This is a genomic window from Pseudarthrobacter sp. N5 (genome assembly GCF_050157035.1).
Classification (GTDB): Bacteria; Actinomycetota; Actinomycetes; order Actinomycetales; family Micrococcaceae; genus Arthrobacter.
This window is the reverse complement of sequence record NZ_CP189593.1, coordinates 3,427,946-3,449,055: the sequence shown is the minus strand read 5'-3', so window position 1 is coordinate 3,449,055 and position 21,110 is coordinate 3,427,946. Positions and strand designations below refer to the sequence as shown.

Annotated in this window: 18 protein-coding genes and 4 pseudogenes; 13 read left to right on the top strand and 9 right to left on the bottom strand. The window is 64.5% G+C overall.

Features of this window, described 5'->3' with window-relative positions:
- Window positions 1–4: 4 nt before the first annotated feature.
- The 3 genes from ACQCST_RS16545 to ACQCST_RS16535 all read right to left on the bottom strand — a co-directional run bounded on the left by ACQCST_RS16545 (window position 5) and on the right by ACQCST_RS16535 (window position 2,257).
- Window positions 5–958, bottom strand: coding sequence for a 1,4-dihydroxy-2-naphthoyl-CoA synthase (locus ACQCST_RS16545; RefSeq protein ID WP_426996815.1), 954 nt, complete (start codon window positions 956–958; stop codon window positions 5–7).
- A 21-nt stretch (window positions 959–979) separates the two neighbouring features.
- Entirely contained in the window at window positions 980–1,420 is a 441-nt protein-coding gene (locus tag ACQCST_RS16540) for a VOC family protein (RefSeq protein WP_426996814.1), read from the bottom strand.
- A 78-nt stretch (window positions 1,421–1,498) separates the two neighbouring features.
- A complete protein-coding gene (locus tag ACQCST_RS16535) occupies window positions 1,499–2,257 on the bottom strand; it encodes a CPBP family intramembrane glutamic endopeptidase (protein ID WP_426996813.1) in 759 nt (252 codons plus the stop codon).
- Between the two features lie 104 nt (window positions 2,258–2,361).
- Here ACQCST_RS16535 and ACQCST_RS16530 point away from each other — a divergent pair.
- The 5 genes and pseudogenes from ACQCST_RS16530 (at window position 2,362) to ACQCST_RS16510 (ending at window position 8,413) form a co-directional block, all read left to right on the top strand.
- Window positions 2,362–3,325 (top strand): annotated as a pseudogene (locus ACQCST_RS16530) (metal ABC transporter substrate-binding protein).
- Window positions 3,322–4,102, top strand: a pseudogene (locus tag ACQCST_RS16525) (metal ABC transporter ATP-binding protein). Before ACQCST_RS16530 ends, ACQCST_RS16525 begins: the two co-directional pseudogenes overlap by 4 nt.
- Before the next feature lie 3 nt (window positions 4,103–4,105).
- A complete protein-coding gene (locus tag ACQCST_RS16520; protein WP_426996812.1) occupies window positions 4,106–4,981 on the top strand; it encodes a metal ABC transporter permease in 876 nt (291 codons plus the stop codon).
- A gap of 80 nt (window positions 4,982–5,061) precedes the next feature.
- Window positions 5,062–6,786: an ABC-F family ATP-binding cassette domain-containing protein gene (locus ACQCST_RS16515; protein ID WP_426996811.1), complete on the top strand. Its 1,725-nt coding sequence runs from the start codon at window positions 5,062–5,064 to the stop codon at window positions 6,784–6,786.
- Window positions 6,787–6,952: 166 nt separating this feature from the next.
- Entirely contained in the window at window positions 6,953–8,413 is a 1,461-nt protein-coding gene (locus ACQCST_RS16510; RefSeq protein ID WP_426996810.1) for an amino acid permease, read from the top strand.
- Window positions 8,414–8,489: 76 nt separating this feature from the next.
- Here ACQCST_RS16510 and ACQCST_RS16505 read toward each other — a convergent pair whose 3' ends face one another.
- The gene (locus ACQCST_RS16505; RefSeq protein ID WP_426996809.1) at window positions 8,490–9,215 is read right to left on the bottom strand and encodes a dienelactone hydrolase family protein; all 726 of its coding nucleotides are present in this window, start codon (window positions 9,213–9,215) and stop codon (window positions 8,490–8,492) included.
- Between the two features lie 157 nt (window positions 9,216–9,372).
- Complete coding sequence (locus tag ACQCST_RS16500; protein ID WP_426996808.1) at window positions 9,373–9,549, bottom strand: CsbD family protein; 177 nt, start codon at window positions 9,547–9,549, stop codon at window positions 9,373–9,375.
- Window positions 9,550–9,667: 118 nt separating this feature from the next.
- Between ACQCST_RS16500 and ACQCST_RS16495 the strand changes: the two are divergent.
- The 5 genes and pseudogenes from ACQCST_RS16495 to ACQCST_RS16475 all read left to right on the top strand — a co-directional run bounded on the left by ACQCST_RS16495 (window position 9,668) and on the right by ACQCST_RS16475 (window position 13,589).
- A pseudogene (locus ACQCST_RS16495) lies at window positions 9,668–9,927 on the top strand (SRPBCC family protein).
- Window positions 9,927–10,589: a pentapeptide repeat-containing protein gene (locus ACQCST_RS16490; protein ID WP_426996807.1), complete on the top strand. Its 663-nt coding sequence runs from the start codon at window positions 9,927–9,929 to the stop codon at window positions 10,587–10,589. Before ACQCST_RS16495 ends, ACQCST_RS16490 begins: the two are co-directional and overlap by 1 nt.
- Before the next feature lie 134 nt (window positions 10,590–10,723).
- A complete protein-coding gene (locus ACQCST_RS16485) occupies window positions 10,724–11,935 on the top strand; it encodes a thiolase family protein (RefSeq protein WP_426996806.1) in 1,212 nt (403 codons plus the stop codon).
- Window positions 11,935–12,741 carry an enoyl-CoA hydratase/isomerase family protein gene (locus tag ACQCST_RS16480; protein WP_426996805.1) on the top strand — a complete coding sequence of 269 codons (807 nt, stop codon included), beginning with the start codon at window positions 11,935–11,937 and terminating at the stop codon, window positions 12,739–12,741. The genes ACQCST_RS16485 and ACQCST_RS16480 overlap by 1 nt, the downstream gene beginning before the upstream one ends.
- Window positions 12,738–13,589 carry a 3-hydroxyacyl-CoA dehydrogenase family protein gene (locus tag ACQCST_RS16475; protein ID WP_426996804.1) on the top strand — a complete coding sequence of 284 codons (852 nt, stop codon included), beginning with the start codon at window positions 12,738–12,740 and terminating at the stop codon, window positions 13,587–13,589. Before ACQCST_RS16480 ends, ACQCST_RS16475 begins: the two co-directional genes overlap by 4 nt.
- A gap of 60 nt (window positions 13,590–13,649) precedes the next feature.
- Here the strand turns inward: ACQCST_RS16475 and ACQCST_RS16470 are convergent.
- The 3 genes and pseudogenes from ACQCST_RS16470 to ACQCST_RS16460 form a co-directional block, all read right to left on the bottom strand.
- Window positions 13,650–13,826: pseudogene (locus ACQCST_RS16470) on the bottom strand (PIN domain-containing protein); the annotation flags it as partial.
- A 15-nt stretch (window positions 13,827–13,841) separates the two neighbouring features.
- On the bottom strand, window positions 13,842–14,810 hold the full coding sequence (locus ACQCST_RS16465) for an IS481 family transposase (protein WP_426996053.1): 969 nt from the start codon (window positions 14,808–14,810) through the stop codon (window positions 13,842–13,844).
- Window positions 14,811–15,015: 205 nt separating this feature from the next.
- Window positions 15,016–15,375, bottom strand: coding sequence for a type II toxin-antitoxin system prevent-host-death family antitoxin (locus ACQCST_RS16460; RefSeq protein WP_426996803.1), 360 nt, complete (start codon window positions 15,373–15,375; stop codon window positions 15,016–15,018).
- An 83-nt stretch (window positions 15,376–15,458) separates the two neighbouring features.
- Here ACQCST_RS16460 and ACQCST_RS16455 point away from each other — a divergent pair, with 83 nt between their 5' ends.
- Entirely contained in the window at window positions 15,459–16,067 is a 609-nt protein-coding gene (locus ACQCST_RS16455; RefSeq protein WP_426996802.1) for a GNAT family N-acetyltransferase, read from the top strand.
- Window positions 16,068–16,137: 70 nt separating this feature from the next.
- Here ACQCST_RS16455 and ACQCST_RS16450 read toward each other — a convergent pair whose 3' ends face one another.
- Window positions 16,138–17,046, bottom strand: coding sequence for an SGNH/GDSL hydrolase family protein (locus tag ACQCST_RS16450; protein WP_426996801.1), 909 nt, complete (start codon window positions 17,044–17,046; stop codon window positions 16,138–16,140).
- A gap of 313 nt (window positions 17,047–17,359) precedes the next feature.
- Here ACQCST_RS16450 and ACQCST_RS16445 point away from each other — a divergent pair, with 313 nt between their 5' ends.
- Together ACQCST_RS16445 and ACQCST_RS16440 are read left to right on the top strand one after the other, a co-directional pair.
- A complete protein-coding gene (locus tag ACQCST_RS16445; RefSeq protein ID WP_426996800.1) occupies window positions 17,360–18,052 on the top strand; it encodes a tyrosine-protein phosphatase in 693 nt (230 codons plus the stop codon).
- A gap of 348 nt (window positions 18,053–18,400) precedes the next feature.
- Window positions 18,401–21,055 carry a trypsin-like serine protease gene (locus ACQCST_RS16440; RefSeq protein WP_426996799.1) on the top strand — a complete coding sequence of 885 codons (2,655 nt, stop codon included), beginning with the start codon at window positions 18,401–18,403 and terminating at the stop codon, window positions 21,053–21,055.
- Window positions 21,056–21,110 lie beyond the last annotated feature (55 nt).

Here is a 21,110-nt window from a genome sequence, read left to right as displayed (position 1 = left end):
TGCCTTAGAAGTAGTGCGGGAACTTGGACCAGTCGGGATCGCGCTTTTCGAGGAAGGCCTCCTTGCCCTCCACAGCCTCGTCCGTCATGTAGGCCAGACGGGTGGCTTCGCCGGCGAATACCTGTTGGCCGGCCAGGCCGTCGTCGGCGAGGTTGAAGGCGAACTTAAGCATGCGGATGGCCTGCGGGGACTGACGGGCGATGTCCGCGGCGTACTCCAGCGCCACGTCCTCGAGGCGGTCGTGGTCCACGGCCTCGTTGACGGCGCCCAGCCGGACCATGTCCTCGGCGGAATATTCGCGGGCCAGGAAGAAGATTTCCCGGGCAGCTTTCTGGCCGATCTGGCGGGCCAGCAGCGCGGAGCCGTAGCCGGCGTCGAAACTTCCCACCGTTGCGTCTGTCTGCTTGAACTTGCCGTGCTGGCGTGAGGCGATGGTGAGGTCGGCGACGACGTGCAGGGAGTGCCCGCCGCCGGCAGCCCAGCCATTCACGACGGCAATGACCACCTTGGGCATGGTGCGCATGAGCCGCTGGACTTCCAGGATGTGGAGCCGGCCGGCCCGGGCGGGGTCGATTGATTCCTTGGTCTCGCCGTCCGCATACCTGTACCCGTCCCGGCCGCGGATCCGCTGGTCACCGCCGGAACAGAAGGAGTGCCCGCCGTCCTTGGGGGACGGGCCGTTGCCGGTGAGCAGCACGGTGGCCACATCCGGGCTCATCCGGGCGTGGTCCATGGCGCGGTAGAGCTCGTCCACGGTGCCGGGGCGGAACGCATTGCGGACCTCGGGCCGGTTGAAGGCGATCCGGACGGTGGGCAGGTCCCGAAGCACAGAGCCGTCGCCGGAGCGCTCCACCTGCCGGTGGTAGGTCATGTCCTGGAAGTCGTCGAAGCCGGATACGGTGCGCCACCGGGTGGGGTCAAAGACGTCGGATACCTGGGCGGGGATTTCGTTGCTCACACCCCGAGTCTAGTAATCGCCTCAGCTGATGCAGAACTCGTTGCCTTCCGGGTCCGCCATGGTGTGCCAGGAATGCGGGCCTTGGCTGGCGGTCCAGAGGAAGGTGGCGCCGCGGGCCTCCAGTGCCTCACGGACCTCATCCTTGTCCCGGCCGTCCAGCTTCACGTCCCAGTGGACCCGGTTCTTGACGGTTTTCCCCTCGGGAGCGGTCTGGAACAGCAGGCGGCGCCGGGGTTTTTTGGCTCTGATTTCCTCCGGTGGACGGATGGCGGCGCCGTCCCGCCAGACCAGCTTGCCGTTGTGCTGATGCGTTTCCGCCGCCGTGGCAAACCCCTGATCGATCATGGACCGGATGAAGCCTTCGTCCTGCGGCTCCACCGCCCAGTCCAGCGTCTCTGCCCACCAATCGGCGAGCATGTGCGGGTCCTTGCAGTCGACTGCGATCTGGATGTTGAGTGCCATGGATCAAAAGTACGACGACGGCGCGGCGCCCGGAAGAGCCATGCGGACAGTTTCGGTCCGGGTTGGGGAAGGGAGGTTCTACGGCTGTAGCTGCTGGAGCTGCTCGAAGACCTCAGGCGGGATGGCATACAGGAAAACCACGGCCACCAGGTTTTTGGTGGCATGAACGAAGTAGGAGAACATCAGGTTCTTGCCCGCCCACACGTAGACAAAGACCAGAACGGCGCCCATCGCCAGGTATGGCAGCAGCGCTGCCAGCGTGATGGCTTCCTGGCCAACGATGTGTATTCCGGCGAAGAGCACCACGGACAGGGTGCAGCAGAGCCAGACGTTGAGGTGCCGCCCCAGTTTGCCGATGAGCAGGTGGCGGAAAATGTACTCCTCCACAAACGGACCCACCACCACCAGCAGCGGCACCATAAGCCACGCCGGAACCTGTTGGACCAGTGCCTGGAGCCCGGCCTGGTTGGCGGAGGTCTGGACGGCTCCGCTGGCGGACACCAGGATTACGGTGAAGATCATCATGGCGATCACCGTGGCAGGCACCATGATCAGTGTGAACCAGGGGCGTGTGGCCAGCACCCGGAGGTCCCTGGCGGCAACACGCCGTGCGGCGGTCAGGGCCAGTACCCCGATGCAGCCGTAGAACAGCAGATTCACGCCATAGGATGCGGCGGCAGGACTCGGGGCAAGCTGCACAAGCAACGGCAGCAGCAGCCCGCCTGCGAGTGCGAAGAATCCGGCCACGGCCGCGTAGAGTCCGGCCGCAGTGAAGTCCAGCCGGGAAAATCTGTACAGCTCCGGCCTTGGTGCCGGCAAAATCGGGTGGGTGGCCATGTCCTCAGCCTAGCGTTGCGTTGTTCCCTCGACTGCCTCGGTGGGGGGAAGCGCTTTGCGGGCAATATGGGATCGAGGAGAGAAGTTTCGGCATGCTTAACATTATGTTTCGGTGCGCCGAAATCGTCCGCCGAACTGATTCCCGCAAGGGACGACTGCGACGTGCTGCCGGGACCGCCGTCGTCGTTCTTCTTGCCTTTTCGATGGCCGCCTGCGGGGGCAATGCTTCCGGAAACGGGGATGACCACCGGCCGGTGGCGCTGACCACGTTCACTGTGCTGGCCGACGTCGCGCAGCCTCGCCGGGGACAAGCTCAAGGTTGAATCCATCACCAAAGTGGGGGCCGAAATCCATGGCTACGAACCCACCCCCGGGGACATCCGCATGGCGGCCCAGGCTGACCTGATCCCGGATAACGGGCTGAACGTGGAGCTTTGGTTCGGGCGGTTTGTTCAAGGCCTGGACGTTCCGCACGCCGTGGTCAGCGACGGTGTGGACGTGATGGACATCCGTGAGGATTCATACCAGGGCAAGCCCAACCCGCATGCGTGGATGTCGCCGGTCAACGTGCAGATCTATGTGGACAACATGGTGAAGGCCTTTTCGAAGCTGGACCCCGGCAATGCCAAGGCGTTCGAGGCCAACGGCTCGGCCTACAAAGCCGAACTGCAGGCAGTCAAGGACCAGATGATCCAGAAACTCGCCGCCGTCCCGGAGAACCAGCGGGCACTGGTGGCGTGTGAGGGCGCATTCTCGTACCTGGCTCGCGACACCGGCCTCCGCGAGGTCTACATCTGGGCAGTTAATGCCGAGCAGCAGGCAACGCCGCAGCAGATCACCAAGGCCATTGAATTCGTCAAGACCAACAAGGTTCCTGCAGTGTTCTGCGAATCCACTATCTCCGATGCCCCCATGCGGCAGGTCACGGGTGCCACCGGGGCGGCGTTCGGTGGTGTTCTATACGTGGATTCGCTGTCAGCAGCGGACGGCCCGGTACCCACCTACCTGGAACTTATCCGCCACGATTCCGATCTCATCACCGAAGCCCTGACGCAGGCACCATCGTGATGGCGCCGGCCATCCTGGTGGAGAACGTCACCGTCCACTATGGCGAGGTCCTGGCCCTGGATGCCGCCTCGCTCACGCTTGCCCCCCGCCCGGATCTGCGGCCTGATCGGCATGAACGGCTCGGGAAAGTCCACGCTGTTCAAGGTGATCATGGGAATGCTCAGGCCCGACGCCGGCCGCGTCCTGATCAACGGCGAGTCACAGTCCAAAGCACGCAAGGAAGGCGGGATCGGCTACGTTCCGCAGAGTGAGGACGTTGACTGGCAGTTCCCGCTCTCCGTCCGGGACGTGGTGATGATGGGCCGTTACGGGCACCAGGGCTTCACCCGCCGCGCCTCCAAGGCGGACCGTTCCGCCGTCGAACAGGCCTTGGACCGGGTGGAGCTGTCCGCGTACGCGGACCGGCAGATCGGCCAGCTCTCCGGCGGTCAGAAGAAACGCGCATTTGTGGCCCGGGGGATCGCACAGGGAGCCACCACCATGCTCCTTGATGAGCCCTTCGCCGGTGTTGATAAACGTTCAGAGGCCACCATCACGAGGTTGCTGCGTGAACTCGCCTCAGATGGCTGCACCATCCTCATTTCCACCCACGACCTGCACGCGCTGCCGCAACTCTGCGATGAGGCCCTGCTCCTGATGCGCAGGGTCCTGATGCATGGAGCACCGGAGATGGTGCTGCAACCGGAAAACCTCGCCATGGCCTTCGGGCTCGACGTCCTGAACCGTGAAACCGAGCTGAACCGTGAAGCCGCGGGCACCGCCGAAGGGAGTAACTGAGCCATGGACTTCCTCGACTTGCTGCTGGAACCGCTCCGCTACGACTTCATGGTGCGGGCCATTATCACCACAGCGCTCGCCGCGATTCTCTGCGCCGTCTTGAGCTGTTGGCTGGTGCTGATTGGCTGGTCCCTGATGGGCGACGCCGTGTCCCATGCGGTGCTGCCGGGTGTGGTCCTGGCTTATATTGTGGGCGCCCCGTTTGCCCTGGGAGCGCTGGTGTTTGCGCTGATCGCGGTGACGCTCATCGGCGTCGTCCGCAACACCAGCCGGGTCAAGGAGGACGCGGCGATCGGCATTGTGTTCACGTCCCTGTTCGCCCTCGGCCTGGTGCTCATCTCCGTCACACCCAGCCAGACGGACCTGAACCACATCATCTTCGGCAACCTGCTGGGTGTCAGCATCCCGGACCTGATCCAGGTGCTGGTGCTCGGCGTGGTGGCATTCGCCATCCTGATCCTGAAGCGCCGCGACCTCACCCTCTACGCCTTCGATCCCACCCACGCCCATGCGATCGGGCTGTCACCCAAACGGCTCGGTGCGCTGCTGCTGGGCTTGCTTGCCCTGACCTCGGTGGTGGCGCTGCAGACCTTGGGTGTGGTGCTGGTGGTGGCCATGCTGATCATTCCGGGCGCCACGGCATATCTGCTGACGGACCGCTTTTCCCGAATGCTGGTGATCGCCCCGGTCATCTCCGCAGTGTGCTCCATCGCAGGCATCTACTTCAGCTATTACCTGGATACCGCCTCGGGTGCCATGGTGGTACTGACGCAGGGGGCAGCGTTCGCCGTCGTCTATCTCTTCAGCCCCCGGCAGGGGCTCATCGGCACCCGGCTGGCCAGGGCCCGCCGTCGGAAAGCAGCTGCGCTCGCGGTCTGAAGATAGAGTACGACGGCGGTACCCGCTTGACGTGGTGGCCGCCGACGGGCAGGCTTGACGCCTACTTGCGAGGACTCCTCTTGACTGAACATCTTCACCTTTCCGGCATTTCCCACGGCTACGGGGACCGCCAACTGTTTGATGACATCGAACTGGTCATTGATGTGGGTGAACACGTGGCGATCGTAGGTGAAAACGGTGCAGGAAAATCCACGCTGCTGCGGATTCTGGCCGGTAATGAAGCTCCGGACTCCGGCACTTCCGTCAGCCATGGCAGGGTGGGCTACCTGGCCCAGACACTCGGCCTGCCTGCCGGGTTCACGGTAGGCAGCGCCATCGATTCTTCGCTCAAGGCGCTGCGTGAGATCGAAGCAGAGCTGGCCCGCCTCGAAGACGGGCTCGCCGAGGCCGAAGCGGATGCCCTCGAGGCCTACGGAAGCCTGCAGACGCAGTACCAGCTGCGGGAAGGCTATGCCGCTGATTCCAGGGTGGAGGCGGCATTGGACCGGCTGGGCCTGGGCGGGCTGGACCGTCAGCGGACGCTCGGTTCGCTCTCCGGCGGGGAGCAGGAACGCGTGGCGCTGGCATGTGTGCTGGCTGATCCTGCGGATATTCTGCTCCTGGACGAGCCCACCAACCACCTTGATGCCAGCGGCACAGCATGGTTGGAAACCCGGCTGGCAGCCCACCGGGGCACCGTGGTGGTGGTATCCCACGACCGCGTCCTGCTGCGCAAGGTGGCGTCCACCGTGATCGAAGTCGATGCCGAGCGCCGCGCAGTCAGCCGCTACGGGAACGGCTACGAGGGCTACCTGCGCGAGAAGGCGGCCGAACGCCAGCGCTGGGTGCAGCAGTACCACGGCTGGCTGGATTCCATGGCTGCCGAGCGGCTCCAGGCGGACACCGTCGCCGGAAAAATGGGCTACGCCCGCCAACGGGACAACGACAAAATGGGCTTCGATTTCAAGGCGGGCACCTGGCAGCGGGCGGCCACCAGCAAGGTCCGCAATGCCCAGGAGCGACTGCGACGGCTTGAGGCCAGCCCGGTTGACCGCCCGCCGGAGCCCTTGCGGCTTACTGCGGACCTTAGCCCAGAACCCACCCTAGCCGGCAGCACCGCGGAGGGGGTTGCGGCTCCGGTGCTTGAAGCCCGCGGCCTGGCAGTTCCGGGCCGGCTGGCGCCCACGGATTTTCGGGTGGAAGCAGGGCAGAAGATCCTGATCACAGGCCCCAACGGGGCCGGAAAATCAACCCTGCTGTCCGTTCTTGCCGGGACCCTGGAACCGGCTGAGGGAACAGTTGAACGTCACGGCCGGATCGGCTACCTGCAACAGGAGCTGGAACCGCCCAAACGGCCGGGGCTGCGGCTCCTCCCGGCCTTTGCTGCCGGACTGGGCGGCAACATAGACGAGCACGCCGAGGCGCTGCTCCGCCTGGGGCTCTTCCGCACCAGCGAATTCCATGTTCCGGTGGGCGGACTCTCTGCCGGCCAGCAACGCCGGCTGGCCCTCGCACGGCTCCTGCTGGGCGGCTTCACAACGATGCTGGTGGATGAACCCACCAACCACCTGGCGCCCGTGCTGGTGGAGGAGCTCGAAGCGGCGCTCGCAGTATTTGAGGGAACGCTGATAATGGTGAGCCATGACCGCGCCCTGCGGGAATGGTTCAGGAACTGCGCGGAAAACGGTGCCCGGACCGTCGGCGCTAAGGGCGATGCAAACGGTGCCGCAAACAGCTCCGGAAACTGGATCCGGTACAGCATGGAAAACGGCGCGGTGTTGCCCGCGTCACGGATAGTCCCGTAGATCTTGTAAGATGGACGTGCCGCGCGAACGTTCGACGCTTTGTGAGTTTGTGCACACATAAGAGCCATCAATGGCCTGAAACCCCGAATTATGTGTCCATGGTCCTCCGCGTCCTGTTCCGGGCATACCCAACCTGCAGCAAGACCCCAACCTACAAGGAACAGCTGTGCCTCAAAGTACCCCCACAGACCTTCAGAGCCAGACGGCACCATCCGCCGCCGTCGACTCCACCCTCAGCGCCGAGGGCTACAAAAAAACCCTGAGCCGCCGGCACGTCACCATGATCGCCATGGGCGGCGCAATCGGCGTCGGCCTCTTTATGGGAGCAGGCGGCCGCCTGGCGTCCACCGGCCCCGCGCTGATTTTCTCCTACGCCATTGCCGGCGTGATCGCGTATCTGTTGATGCGGGCGCTGGGCGAACTCATCATGTACCGCCAGACCTCCGGCTCGTTCGTCAGCTACGCGGGCGAGATGTTCGGCAAAAAGGGTGCCTTCCTCTCCGGCTGGATGTACTTCATCAACTGGGCCATGACCGGCATCGCCGAACTCATCGCGATCGGGCTGTACTTCCAGTTCTTCTTCCCTGGCGTCCCCGTTGAACTCTCCGCCATCGCAGCGCTGGTGCTGCTCGTGGCCGTGAACCTGTTCAGCGTGAAGGCCTTCGGTGAAGTCGAATTCTGGGCATCCTGCCTCAAGGTAGGCGCCATCCTGATCTTCCTGGCCGTGGGAACCTTTATGGTGGTCACCAACGCCAAGGTGGGTGCGGGCCACGCATCCGTCAACAACCTCTTCCACGACGACGGCGGCATGTTCCCCAAGGGCGCGCTGGTGATGATCCTGGTCCTGAACGCCGTGATCTTCGCCTACAACGCCATCGAACTGGTCGGCATCACCGCCGGTGAGATGGAGAACCCTGAACGCGAAGTCCCCAAGGCAATCCGCGCCGTCGTCTTCCGCATCGTGGTGTTCTATGTCGGTTCCGTGCTGCTGCTGGCCATGCTCCTGCCGTCGGACCAGTACAAGGCCGGCGTCTCGCCGTTCGTCACCGTGTTCGGCCAGATGGGACTGCCATGGATGGGTGATGTGATGAACATGATCGTTATCACCGCCGCGCTGTCCTCCTGCAACTCGGGGCTGTATTCGATCGGCCGGATCTTCCGCACCATGGCCAACAACGGGCACGCTCCGCAGTGGCTGACCAAAATGTCCTCCCGCCATGTGCCATACGCCGCCATCCTGGCCATCGCCAGCGTGTACCTCGTGGGTATTCTGCTGAACATCTGGCTGGGCGGCTCGCACGCGTTCGACCTCGCGCTGAACACGGCATCCATCGGCGTGATCTTCACCTGGGGCACCATCTTCGCCAGCCAGATAGCGCTGCGCAAAAAGCAGGGCAACGTCTCCAGCCTGCCCATGCCGGGCGCGCCATGGACCAGTTGGGCCGGTCTCATCGCGCTGCTGGCCATCACCGTGCTGATCGGTTTCGATACCATGACCAGCAAGACCGGCGAGGTCTTCCTGCTGGGCATGTGGACTCTGGCCACCATCCCGTTCTTCGCCATCATCCTTTGGCTGGGCTGGCAGAAGGTCAAGGACAACGAGCCCAAGAACGAGCTCTTCAGCTAACCATTAACGCGCACGACGGCGGGACTCCCGGTTTTTGGGGCCCCGCCGTCGTCGTTTTAATCTCATCGGATGAAGGTTATCCGCGGAGGTGCTTGGCGAAGTGGTGTTCAATGCGTTGCCAGGCTTCCGGGGAAGATTCCGGGTCCGGTCTGATCCCCATCACGCGGGTCAGCGGGCGGAGCAGCTGTGGACCCACTTCCGCATCGTTCATAAAGGCGTGACCGGCTGAAGGGAACTCCTTGACGTCGTTCTCGATCCCGAGCTTGTCCAAGGCAGCTTCGAGCCTCGCTGCCGCGCCACGAAGCGTGCGGTCCTGGCCCCCGTAGTTGCCCACCACGGGGCATGAGCCGCGGAGGGATTCCTCGAGATCATGGGGGAGTCTCCCGTAATTGATGGAAGCGGCGTCGAACCCGTCGTTCGCCACGAGCAGGGCGAATCCGCCGCCCATGCAGAAGCCGATCACGCCCGTTTTCCCCGTGCTGAGGGCTGAACCGGCGAGCCAGGTCCGGGCGGTGGCAATATCCGTGAACGCCTTGCCGGTGCCGGACGCCATGGAGCGCATGGTGCTGACCAGGCAACGCCGGGCGCCGCCGTCACTGAACAGATCGACGGCGAGTGTCAGGTAGCCGGCGGCGGCCAGTCTGTCGGCGTGGCGGCGCATCATGTCGTCCAGGCCGAATGCCTCATGGATCATCAGCACCGCGGGAAACGGGCCATCGCCGGCTGGCTCGGCCAGATAACCACCGAGCCTGCCAGAGCCGCCCGCCGCGATGCTCGCCTCGGTCAAGTCAACGTAACTCATGGATGGTGCCTTCCCTGTACCCGTTTCGGATCAGTCTTGCACGCAACAGAACGACGGCGGCCCCAAGGGGCAGTCCGCCGTCGTTCTGTTGTTCGAACCCGCTGCCCGGTAACTGCCCTCATCAACGCTCAAAACGGCAGTGGGGCAATCGATGGGCCTAGTCTTTTTTGAACGTGTCCTTGACGTTCTCGCCGATCTTCTTAGCGTCAGCGGCGATCTGGTCCTTCTGGCCTTCTGCCTTCAGACGGTCGTTATCAGTCACGTTGCCGGCGGCTTCCTTGCCCTTGCCGCCCAAGTGCTCCGCTTCGTTCTTGATCTTGTCTCCGATACCCATGGCGTCAGCCACCTTCCGTTTCCGATTGATCCAACAAAACATGGCCATCCTAACACAAAGCATGCTTACTATTTGAGCGGGTGTGCCGGTTGTCGGTGCACGGGGATAGGCTCGAGGCATGGACCACGTCACCAGTCTGACTCAGCACGTTAGCGCCTCACCGGAGAAGGTCTGGCCCGTGATTTCGGATATCCCAGGCTCTGCCGCCACACACTGTCCGGCATTACGGCCATCCAGATGATCAGCGATGGCCCGTACGGTGAAGGCACCCGCTGTAAAGAGACCCGCACCATGATCGGCAGGATCGGCATGAGCATCACCCGCAAGGCGCTGGCCAAGGACCTGGCGAAAATCGCGGCAAAGGCGGAATCGCTCTAGTGGCTGCCAAGGCTCCCAAGGTGACGGCGCCGCGGCTTTCGCCGGTGCTGCTGACCGAGTTGCGGGACGATCCCACCCCTGATTTCCAGCGCGGTGAAAGGTACGACGGCGTCCGGTACAGCCGTGCGGCCGCAGACGGTCTGGAACTGAGCGGCACGGACTTTGCAGAGTGTGAGTTCGCCGGCGTCTCCTTCAACGAAACGCAGCTCCGCGGCGCGACGTTCCGGGACTGCATCCTGGGCGAGGCCTATGCGCCGGTGCTTACCGCAGCTCGGTCTACGCTGCGGGACGTGGAGTTCAGCAATCCTCGCTGGGGTTCGGCGGAACTTTATGAAAGCGGCTGGCAGTCCGTGAGGATCGACGGCGGGAAACTGGACTACGTGAACCTGCGTGGTTCCAGGCTGACGGACGTCCTGATCAGCGACTGCATCATCAACGAGCTGGATCTCGGCTCCGCGGCCGGTACGCGGGTGGCACTGAAGAACTGCACCATTGGAACGCTGGATCTCAGCGGCGCCAAGCTTAAGGACTTCGATCTTCGCGGCACGGAATTCCGGACCATCAGCGGACTGGGCAGTCTGGCCGGGGTTGTCATCGACGACTACCAGTTGAGCCTGCTCGCACCGTTGCTGGCAGGGCACCTCGGCCTCGTGGTTGCCTAGTCGCTGCGGGTGAGCAGCGACGCAACTGTCCGGGGTTCTGTTGACCGGACGGGAGCACCGTGTAATCTTTATAGAACGAACGGTCGGTAATTTATTTCCTCGCCGGCCCCTTTCCCTTCGCGAAGGATGTTCTTATGGTTGAGGCTTTTCTTGTTGGCGGTGCCCGCACCCCGGTAGGCCGGTACGGTGGCGCGCTTTCCGCAGTCCGTCCCGACGATCTGGCCGCGCTGGTGGTCCGGGAAGCCGTGGCCCGCGCAGGCCTTGACCCCGAGGCGATCGATGAGGTCATCCTTGGCAACGCCAACGGTGCCGGCGAGGAAAACCGGAACGTCGCCCGCATGGCGACGCTTCTTGCCGGACTTCCCCTCCACATCCCGGGCATCACGGTCAACCGGCTCTGTGCCTCGGGCCTGAGTGCCATCATCATGGCCAGCCACATGATCAAATCCGGCGCTGCTGACATTGTTATTGCCGGCGGAGTGGAGTCCATGAGCCGCGCGCCGTGGGTCCAGGAGAAGCCGTCAACGGCGTTTTCCAAGCCCGGCCAGATCTTCGACACCTCCATCGGCTGGCGCTTCGCCAATCCGCTCTTCACCAAGGGCGAGCTGTCCCGCGACGGAAAAATGACGTTCTCCATGCCGGAAACCGCGGAGGAAGTGGCCAGGGTTGACGGCATCTCCCGTGAGGATGCCGATGCCTTCGCCGTCCGCTCCCACGAGCGCGCCCTGGCTGCCATCGCCGCCGGTCGCTTCGCCGCAGAAATCGTCCCGGTCACGGTCAAGACCCGCAAGGGCGAAACCATTGTGGACACGGACGAAGGCCCCCGGGCAGGAACCACCATGGATGTACTCGCCGGTCTCCGGCCCGTGATTTCCGGCGGCACGGTTGTCACGGCCGGCAACTCCTCCACACTCAATGACGGCGCTTCCGCCATCATCGTTGCGTCTGAGGAGGCCATCCTAAAACTCGGCCTCACGCCCCGCGCGCGCATCATCGACGGAGCCTCTGCCGGGTGCGAACCGGAAATCATGGGCATCGGCCCTGTCCCTGCCACCCGGAAAGTGCTGAACCGCAACGGGCTCAGCGTCGGCCACCTCGGCGCCGTCGAGCTCAACGAAGCCTTTGCCACGCAGTCTATCGCCAGCATGCGGCGGCTGGGCCTGGACCCGGACATTGTGAATAAGGACGGCGGCGCCATCGCGTTGGGGCACCCGCTGGGTTCCAGCGGCTCACGGATCGCCATCACCCTGCTGGGCCGGATGGAACGGGAAGACGCCAGGCTGGGCCTGGCCACCATGTGCATCGGCGTCGGCCAGGGAACCGCCATGCTGCTGGAGCGCGTGTAATGGCCGCGAACGGCAAGGCCCTCAACCCGGAAGACTTCAGCACCCTCCTGATCGAGGAACGCGCAGACCGTCTCACGGTTCTGTTGAACCGCCCGGCGGTCCGGAACGCTATCGACCAGCAGATGGTGGATGAGCTCCACCTGATCTGCGCCGCGCTGGAGCAGAGCCCCAAGATCCTGATCATCGCCGGCGTGGAGGGAGTGTTCGCCTCCGGTGCAGACATCGGACAGCTGCGCGAACGGCGCCGGGACGATGCCCTGCAGGGCATCAACTCCACGCTGTTTGCCCGGATTGCCAAACTGCCCATGCCCGTCATCGCGGCGCTGGACGGCTACTGCCTGGGCGGCGGGGCCGAACTCGCCTATGCGGCCGACTTCAGGATCGGCACGCCCGGCGTGCGGATCGGGAACCCGGAGACAGGACTGGGAATCCTGGCCGCGGCAGGTGCAAGCTGGCGTCTCAAGGAGCTCGTGGGGGAGCCCATGGCCAAGGAAATCCTGCTGACGGGGTTGGTGCTGCGCGCTGAGGATGCCCTGCGGGTTAATCTCATCACCGAAATCCATGAGGCACCGCTGCTGATGGACGGTGCCCACAAACTCGCGGACAGAATCGCCCGGCAGGACCCGCTGGCGGTGCGGATCACCAAATCCGTCTTCCATGCCCCGGCCGAGGCGCATCCCCTGATCGACCAGTTGGCGCAGGGAATCCTCTTCGAATCGCCGGCCAAGTTCGAGCGGATGCAGGCCTTCCTGGACAAGAAGGACCCAGACAAGAAAACCACCTCCATCGACGGGAACAGCAAATGAGCATTCCAGGCAATGTCGGGGTTCTTGGCGGCGGCCGGATGGGCGCGGGGATCGCGCACGCGTTCCTGATCAAGGGCGCCACGGTTGTGGTGGTGGAACGCGACGACGACGCTGCCGCCGGTGCCCGCGCCCGGGTGGCCGGCGCCGTGGCCAAGTCGGCGGAACGCGGAACCCTGCACGGCCCCGTTGGCGAGGCGCTGGCCAGGTTCAGCACGTCCACGGACTACTCCTCGTTTGCTGGCTGCGGCCTGGTGGTGGAAGCGGTGCCGGAGGACTTCGAGCTCAAGGCCACCGCACTCAAGGCTGTGGAGGAACAGCTGGCAGCCGGCGCGTTCCTGGCATCAAACACATCCTCGCTCTCGGTGAGCAAGCTGGCGGGCCAACTGCAGCGTCCGTCCGATTTCATCGGGCTGCACTTCTTCAACCCGGTTCCTGCTTCGACCCTGATCGAAGTGGTGCTGGCCACGGAGACCTCTCCCGAGCTGGCGGCCGCGGCGAAAGGCTGGACGGAAGCGCTTGGCAAGACCGCCGTCGTCGTCAATGACGCTCCCGGATTTGCCTCGTCCCGGCTGGGTGTGGCCATTGCCCTGGAAGCGATGCGCATGGTGGAGGAGGGCGTGGCGTCCGCCGCGGATATCGATGCCGCCATGGTGCTGGGCTACAAACATCCCACCGGCCCGCTGAAGACCACGGACATCGTGGGGCTGGATGTCCGGCTGGGCATCGCAGAATACCTGCACTCCACATTGGGTGAGCGCTTTGCGCCGCCTCAGATCCTGCGGGACATGGTGGAGCGTGGCGAACTGGGGCGGAAGAGCGGTAAAGGGTTCTTCGTCTGGACGGACTGATTCCGAGCGGACGGACTCGGGGCTGCTCGACGCCGGCCGGAAGCGTTCATTCCGTTACTGTTACGCGGACCGGCCCGGGCTTGCTGTAGCGAGCCCGTAGGTCCGGCAGGCATCAAGCATGCGCTGATCGTAGCTGACAACCATCGTTGCCTTCAGCGTCAAGGCCGTGGCAACGTGGAGTGCGTCGAGGGTACGCAGCTGGGGTGGTTGAAGTTCAGCTGCCAGCATCACTATGTCCGCGTTTAATGGAGCCTAGGTGTATTGACCTGAGAGGTTAGTGACGCGGGTGACCGGTGGCTGACCTTTGAGTGAGGTGTGGCCTCGGTGATGATTGTAGTGATGGAGCCAGTCGGCGAAAGAATCAACACGCTCGGCCTCTGATCCATAGGGTTTTGCGTAAGCCCACTCATCGAGCATGGTGCGGTTGTAGCGCTCGACTTTGCCGTTGGTCTGGGGCCTGTAGGGCCGGGTGCGCTTGTGCTTGATAGCCGGGCCCAGGGCGTCTTTGAATGCGTAGGAGCGGTAGCAGGAGCCGTTGTCCGTCAGGACCCGTTTGACCACGATTCCGCAGGATTCGAAGTAGGCGTTGGCGCGTTCCCAGAACCCGGCCGCGGTGTCCTTTTTCTCATCGGCGAGGATCTCGGTGTAGGCCAGCCGGGAATGATCATCGACCGCGTTGTGCAGGAAGGCGTAGCCCGGTCTCCGGTTCGCCGCCGTGCCGGTCTTGTTCCGGTTGCCGGATGCCCTGCCCACCGTGCGGTGTCCGCCGCCGTCCGGGATACGTCCGAGTTTCTTGATGTCCACGTGGACAAGGTCTCCGGGGTTCTGGTGCTCGTAGCGGCGGATTACCCTCCCCGTGGCCCGGTCCAGCCACGACAGCCTTGCCAGTCCGAACCTGGAGAGGACCCGGTGCACCGTGGAGGGGTGGATACCCAGCAGGTAACCGATCCGGGCAGGGCCCCACCGGCGGTTCACTCTGAGCGCGACGATCCGCCGCTCCCGCCGCACGGACGTCCGGCCCGGGGAGCTGACGGGCCGGCTCGACCGGTCCTCCATCCCGTGCTCGCCGCGCTCCCGGTAGCGGCCAGCCCACCGCGCCGCGGTCGTCACCGAGACCTGGAACCGCTCAGCCGCCCGCCGCAGCGGCCACCCGTCCTCCACGACGCACTGGGCCAGCCGGAGCCTGCCCTTAGGCGTGAGGAGCGCATTAGCATGGGACATTGAAGACCTCCTTGTGGATCGGACTCTCGACAAGCCCCACTCCACCCGGAGGTCTTCTTTTTGTCACCTAACCACGCCGAGCGTTCCTAACGTCCGTGGTCAATACACCTAGGCAAGCCCGGAATCAGCCTTTGGGCTCCGGCCGCAGCCATCGGGCTAAGCCGCCGCGCGTTGCGGAGCAACTCCACTACGCCGATCTGCGACGTCACAGTGTGTCGGCGCCAGCGGCTTCAAGATATTCCCTGAGCGCGCCAGACTCGGGTTCCAGGACCATGAGTTTGAAAAGCGCAGAAGTGTCTGCATAGATCACAGGTGTTCTGCTCTGTTCCAGAAGCTCTGCTGGTGTCGGAGAGCCGTCCGGCAAGGCCATTGGTGCGATATCCCGCCAATTGGCAGTAGCTGGAACCAGGCGGCCATCGGCAACCAACTGATCATGCCAGGAGAAATCGGCGGTGATGGGGTGAAGGACGGCGTGGGGCTTGCCGTGGTTGGTAATCGTGATGCTTTCTCCCGTTCTCAGGACCTGTTCAAGAACGCTTGAGGCGTGCTGGCGGAGTTCACGCACTCCGATACTGTGTCCCGCGGCGGGGCTATTGCCCGGCTTTGAGCCCCGAACAGGTGCAGGGGGATCAGGGCTACCATGGTGCCGTGACATCAATTGAACCCATCACCCTGACCGGAAAATACGTGACGCTGGAACCATTGAGCCAGGCCCACCACGATGGCCTGGTGGAAGCCGTCAAAGACGGCGAGCTCTGGAAGCTCTGCTACACCAGCGTGCCCACGCCGGAAGACATGGCGGCGGAGATTGACCGGCGGCTCGAGCTTCAGGAACGGGGCTCCATGCTGCCATTCACCTCGCGGCTGATCGATCCCGCCACCGGCGGCCCGGGAAGGGTGGTCGGGATGACCACGTACATGAACATCGACGCCGGGACGCCCCGGCTGGAGATCGGCTCCACCTGGAATGCGGCTTCTTCGCACAGCAGCGGCAGCAACCCGGATTCCAAGCTGCTGCTCCTGAAGCACGCCTTTGAAACCCTGGGCTGCCCCGCCGTCGAGTTCCGCACCCACTGGCTCAACCACCAGTCGCGTGAGGCGATCGCCCGGCTGGGTGCCAAGCAGGACGGCGTGCTGCGCAGCCACACGCGGACCAAGGACGGCGTGCTCCGGGACACCGTGGTGTTCTCGATCCTGGAGCACGAGTGGCCGATGGTCCGCAGCGGCCTGGAATTCAGGCTGGCCAAGCAGCGCTAGTCTGGCAACGCCAGGCAGGCTGCCTGGCGTTGCGGGAAGAACTTCGGCAGGAAAGAACTGCGGACCAGACTTACAGTTTTGCCAACTGCGACGGCTTCACCGCACTCATCAGCGCTGCCGCGTAGCCCAGCGAGTGGCCTGTGACGTTCGGGTGGAAGTTGTAGTCCGCGAACGGATTGCTGGTGTCGAGAACGATCCACGGATCAAGCGAGTTCGCAGCGTGGCCGGTGAATCTCCCGCTGACATCAACGTACTGCGCGTTCGCCCCGTAGCTGAGGTTGGCTCCGGCCACGGCAGCGGCAATGGTTGCGTTCAGGGTATCGGTGGCCTGATTGACGAGTGTTTGGTTGGCGGCCGGGACCGCCGGGATCCCGTTGATCGGATCGAAGAGGCGCGGGTAGCCCAGGACCGCGATCTTCGCGTTGGGTGCCACACCGTGGATGCCCGCGTATGTCTGCGCCAGTCCCGAACCAAGGGCCGGCAGCGCCGCGGCTGAAGCATTTACGGCGGCGCTGCAAACTGTCTGATCGTACTGCGCACAGAGGAAGAGGACGTTGTAGACACCTACGTCGTTGGCGCCAGCGGTGATGCTGACCAGGCCGGTCTGTGGCGAGAGGGCACCGGCAAAGGCAAGGCCACCAATCTGTGCAGCCACAGTTGGGGTGACGCCGTCGTACGCTGGACTCGCTGTGGACAGCGCAGCTCCATGGCACGCCCCGTTGGCCACCAAATTCACCCGGCCGGTGGCACCAACATCGTCAACATAGCCGGGGTGGCTCTGCCAGCACGGCGTGTTGGCGGGCCTCACCGCAGCGCCCGCACCCGTCCCCGCGGTGTAGGAGTCGCCCACCGCCACATAGCTGACCTTGGGAGGAGGCGCAGCCTCGGCAGGGATTGCCGCAAACCCCAAAGCCATTGCCATCGTGGCGAGGCCGGCCGCAAGAGCCGGGCGCCGCCGTCGTACTGTCAAAGTTGCCATGTTTTTCCCCTAATGTGAGTGGCTGTTGTGCGGAAGAGCAGGTATTGGGCGGCTGCCAGCGCCGCGGAAGCAGGCCGTCGTTGACGAAGGCCTGGTAGTAGCCGGACCAGCGGCGCGAGTACCCGCGACCACGTGGGCACCATGGCTGAACATGGCATTCATGTGCTCACACTACGCCCGCTCCTGCCCGGTCAACCGGGCAGCAAGTACTCGTTTTTTTCCTGCGGGATAGCGGCCGGAATACCTGCATTGGGGCGTGCCGGTACTCGGTGCTTTGTGGTTAGCTGTCGGAGTGGAGAAATCTGGCGGGGCGGTGAACTGGGACGGGGCCGTGAACGCGTGGCGCGTGGCCGGCGCCGTGTACCGGATGGGCCGCCGTGAGTGGGTCACCGAGGCCGGCTGGAAAGCGGCGTACGACGACGGCGTCCGCACAGTGATCGATCTTCGCAACGCTGTTGAAATGCGGCGCCGGGACGCCGATCCACAGGTGAGTTTGGAGACCATGGCCGCGTTCGACGTCGTGCTGGCCCCCACTGAGGATCCAGGGAACCCGGAGTTCAAGGCCCTCTGCGTTCCATACCTGAACAACCCCTCCTACTATGCGGAGATTGCCCGTTTGTTTCCGGAAAAACTTGCCGCCGTGTTTCAAGCGATTGCGGCCGCGCCGGCCGGAGTAGTGATTCATTGTTCGGCAGGCCGGGACCGCAGCGGGATGATTGCTGCGATGCTTCAGGATCTGGCCGGGCACAGCGACCGCGCCATTACGCAGGGCTACCAGTGGGCCATGCGGGGCATCAATGACCGTCATCGAGCGCACGGTGCACCCCATGTGCACGAACGGTATCTGGACGAGGCCGCCCTGGCCCCGCTGCTTGAGAGCTGCGGCGCCAGCGTGGTGGAGTTTGCCCGGCAGCTGGACACCCCGCGTTTTCTCCTGCGCAACGGAGTCACCGAGGCAGAGCTGGAAGCAATACTGTCTGTCCTCGGGGCCAGGGTGTCGCGATGAAACAGGTGCGCTGTGAACTGGTTGACGCTGTGAACCGGGTGAGAGGTTGAAGACCGCACGGTATCTGGCGGCCTCCATGGCCATTTCCGGTGTGGTGCTGCTGCTTGCCGGACCGCTGTGGGCAGTTGTGGACTCGGACATCGGCAGGTCGGAGGAGAACTTCGGCCCGGGCGACGGAACGGGTCGACGGCGAGTGGCAGCCTGGCCAGATCGTCCTGATAATCTCTGGAGCCGTATTGTGTATCGGGGCGATAGTGGCCGCGTATTTGTCTGGGCGCGGCGGCCCCGATGAATAGGTTTTTCAATTATGGTCTCAGTGATAACAGACGTTCTTCCGGGGGAGATCTTATGGAGCATTCGGCAATCTTTCGGAGCCGGACTGCGCGCAGGGCGCTGACCCTCGGGGTGGCGGTCACCATGGCGCTCGCAGCGACGTTTGCTGCCGTCCCTGCCTCCGCCGACCCCGCGGCGCCCGCGCCGGCGGCGCCCGCTCCTGTGGCTCCTGCTCCTGTGGCCGCGCCCGCGCCCGTGGCTCCTGCTCCTGAGGCGGCACTTCCGAACGGCATCAGTGACGCCGGCCTCGCGGATGCCGTGCGGCGCGATCTTGGCCTGACGCTCGAGGAATTCAACGCCGCGGGCGCATTGGGTAAAAGGGCGGCCGACGCCGTTGCCTCCTTGCGGACGCTGCCCGGCTATCTGGGGATCAGGCTCGCGGACGGGAAAATCTTCGTCGAAGGAAGCGGCACCGGGCTGAAGGCTCGGGTGGACGAATTGAACAAGGCCGCAGGCACCGCTGACTTTGTGCTGACGGCACCGCCGGTTGCCGCCCCGGTCACCGTGGCGAATGCGCCCGCCGCCCGGGTTCCCCCAGCTGCTCCGGCAGTGTCCGCACCCCGGGACCTTGTGGCGGACAGCATCGATCAGCTCTTTCAGGCCTATGTCCAGGATGTGGGCGCGGCCGGACTGCAGGCCGTGAGCTACGCCGATGGACGTTTTGTCATCCGCACGGGCGGCACCAACGCGGCCGAAGCCAGCAGTGTTGAGGTTCCCCTGGCCGGGCAACGCGACGCAGCCATAAGCGTGGAGAAACCGAAGCCCTCACCGGCAGAGTTCGTTGCCCGCTACGCGAATGTCAGGCTGGAACAGGGCACCCCGGTCAAGACTGAAGGGGACTTTTTTGGCGGCCAGGGCTTCTACACCGATCAATCCATCATCTGTTCGGCGGGCTTCGGCGCGTACGGTGCAACCGGCGAACCCATAGTACTGACGGCCGGACACTGCACCGACGACGGTGCTGCCCACGTCACAGAGATTGAGCAGCCCTCGGGGTCGGAGGCAGCCACTCGGAAACCGCGCGCATTCGGTCCGCGGGCGGGTCTGCTGGGAACATTCGGATTCAGTCAGTTCGGCGGCCCCAACAACTCGCCCATCACGGGGAGTGAAAACAGCCCGAACAACGTAGGCACCGACATCGCCGTGATCCGGTCGCTCCAGCCCGGCGTCAACATCCGGCCAGCCGTCACGAAGTGGGATGACCCCGCCAACCTGGGCGCCACCGCCGTGAAGATCATCGGCACCACAACACCGTTCCAGGGCCAGGCCGTCTGCCGGTCCGGGCGCACAGCCGGCTGGTCCTGCGGCACGGTCGCAGAAACAGCCATCTACGTCGTCGCAGGCAAGCCCACTCCCGGGACGAGCTGTGTGGAGACGAATGGCACGGCCCTCAACCCGTGTAATTTGCGCGCTTTTAGGGGCTTCCTCTCCTACGATGTCCAGTCCAGCCCCGGCGACTCCGGCGGCCCCTGGATCAGCGGTAACTTCGCGGTGGGGACCCACTCCGCCGGGGACGCTGCACCGGCACCCGGTGAACCTGTAAAGAACTTTGCCATCGCCACCACTCTGGATGACGCAGTAACCCACATGCCGGGCGGGGTGCAGTTACAGCTCTTCCTGAACAAACCCGAGCTGACGGCCCCGGCCAATGGCGGGACCGTCGCGGCCGGCGAACTCATCAGGGGAGGCGTTGCGGCGGCCCCCGCCTCGGCCGTTGCGGCGAACTCCGCAGTGCGGATCACTGTTGCCGGCCAGTCGCCGCTGGACGTCCCGGTGGATCCCGCCGGGCAGTGGTCCTTCAAGGCACCCCTTTCAACCGGGCCGCTGACCTTCTCAGCCGAGACTGTCAACGGATTCAGCCGCTCCGGAGCTGTCTCCTTCACCATGAACGCCAGCCCGCTTGCCGCACCGGTGGTGACCATGCCCGCTGAGGGCGCGGTAGCTGCCGCCGTGGACCGCATCGAGGGGACCGGCACTGCGGGCGACACGGTAGTGCTCTCAGGCAGCGCGACGGGTTCCGCCGTCGTGGGGCCCGACGGCCGCTGGACCGTCCCGGTGGCCGGGAAACTGGCGTACGGCAAACTGTCGGTTACAGCCGTGCAGACTTCCCCAGGCGTCGCAGACAGCCCGTCGGCGGTCGCCAATTTTGCGGTGATCCCTCCGGCTCCGGGCGTGACGGACATCCGGGAGGGCCAGCACTTCGGCCGGGACGCGCTGCCAACACTGATCTCCGGAACAGGTGTTGAGGGTGCCGAGGTTACGGTGTCCATTGACGGCGCAGTTGTGGGCCAAGCCGCCGGCGGAATCGGAGCGGGAACCGGAACCGGAGGCAGATCTGTGCCGCGCTTTGTGGCGCCGCTCGCTCTGGTGGCTGGCGGACAGTGGAGCATCCCGTTCCCGTCGGGCATGATCGCCGGCGCGCACATCCTGTCCGTCACCCAGGCTGTTGACGGCGTCACCTCAGCACCTTCGGCAGCCACATTCACCATCGATGCTCCGGCACCGGTGCGGCCGGCGGCGATTCTGCCCGCAGGCGATTCGGCAGAGGGACCAGGCCAGCTCCCGGACACCGGTGCTTCGTCGTTGCTTCCGATGGCCGGCATGGCCGGCGGCGCTCTTTTGCTTGGCGGCGTGGCGATTCTGTTTCTCAGGCGCCGGAAGCGCCAATAGGTGCGAGTACCGAGGCGGATTCTTACACCTGTGACGGGACAGCGGTAAGAATCCC

What these genes read in the sequence shown, in the direction of transcription:
- ACQCST_RS16540 (WP_426996814.1), bottom strand. Translation starts at nt 1,420, where the DNA reads ATGGCACTCAACATCCAGATCGCAGTCGACTGCAAGGACCCGCACATG.
- ACQCST_RS16535 (WP_426996813.1), bottom strand. Translation starts at nt 2,257, where the DNA reads ATGGCCACCCACCCGATTTTGCCGGCACCAAGGCCGGAGCTGTACAGA.
- ACQCST_RS16520 (WP_426996812.1), top strand. Translation starts at nt 4,106, where the DNA reads ATGGACTTCCTCGACTTGCTGCTGGAACCGCTCCGCTACGACTTCATG.
- ACQCST_RS16505 (WP_426996809.1), bottom strand. Translation starts at nt 9,215, where the DNA reads ATGAGTTACGTTGACTTGACCGAGGCGAGCATCGCGGCGGGCGGCTCT.
- ACQCST_RS16500 (WP_426996808.1), bottom strand. Translation starts at nt 9,549, where the DNA reads ATGGGTATCGGAGACAAGATCAAGAACGAAGCGGAGCACTTGGGCGGC.
- ACQCST_RS16485 (WP_426996806.1), top strand. Translation starts at nt 10,724, where the DNA reads ATGGTTGAGGCTTTTCTTGTTGGCGGTGCCCGCACCCCGGTAGGCCGG.
- ACQCST_RS16480 (WP_426996805.1), top strand. Translation starts at nt 11,935, where the DNA reads ATGGCCGCGAACGGCAAGGCCCTCAACCCGGAAGACTTCAGCACCCTC.
- ACQCST_RS16475 (WP_426996804.1), top strand. Translation starts at nt 12,738, where the DNA reads ATGAGCATTCCAGGCAATGTCGGGGTTCTTGGCGGCGGCCGGATGGGC.
- ACQCST_RS16465 (WP_426996053.1), bottom strand. Translation starts at nt 14,810, where the DNA reads ATGTCCCATGCTAATGCGCTCCTCACGCCTAAGGGCAGGCTCCGGCTG.
- ACQCST_RS16450 (WP_426996801.1), bottom strand. Translation starts at nt 17,046, where the DNA reads ATGGCAACTTTGACAGTACGACGGCGGCGCCCGGCTCTTGCGGCCGGC.
- ACQCST_RS16440 (WP_426996799.1), top strand. Translation starts at nt 18,401, where the DNA reads ATGGAGCATTCGGCAATCTTTCGGAGCCGGACTGCGCGCAGGGCGCTG.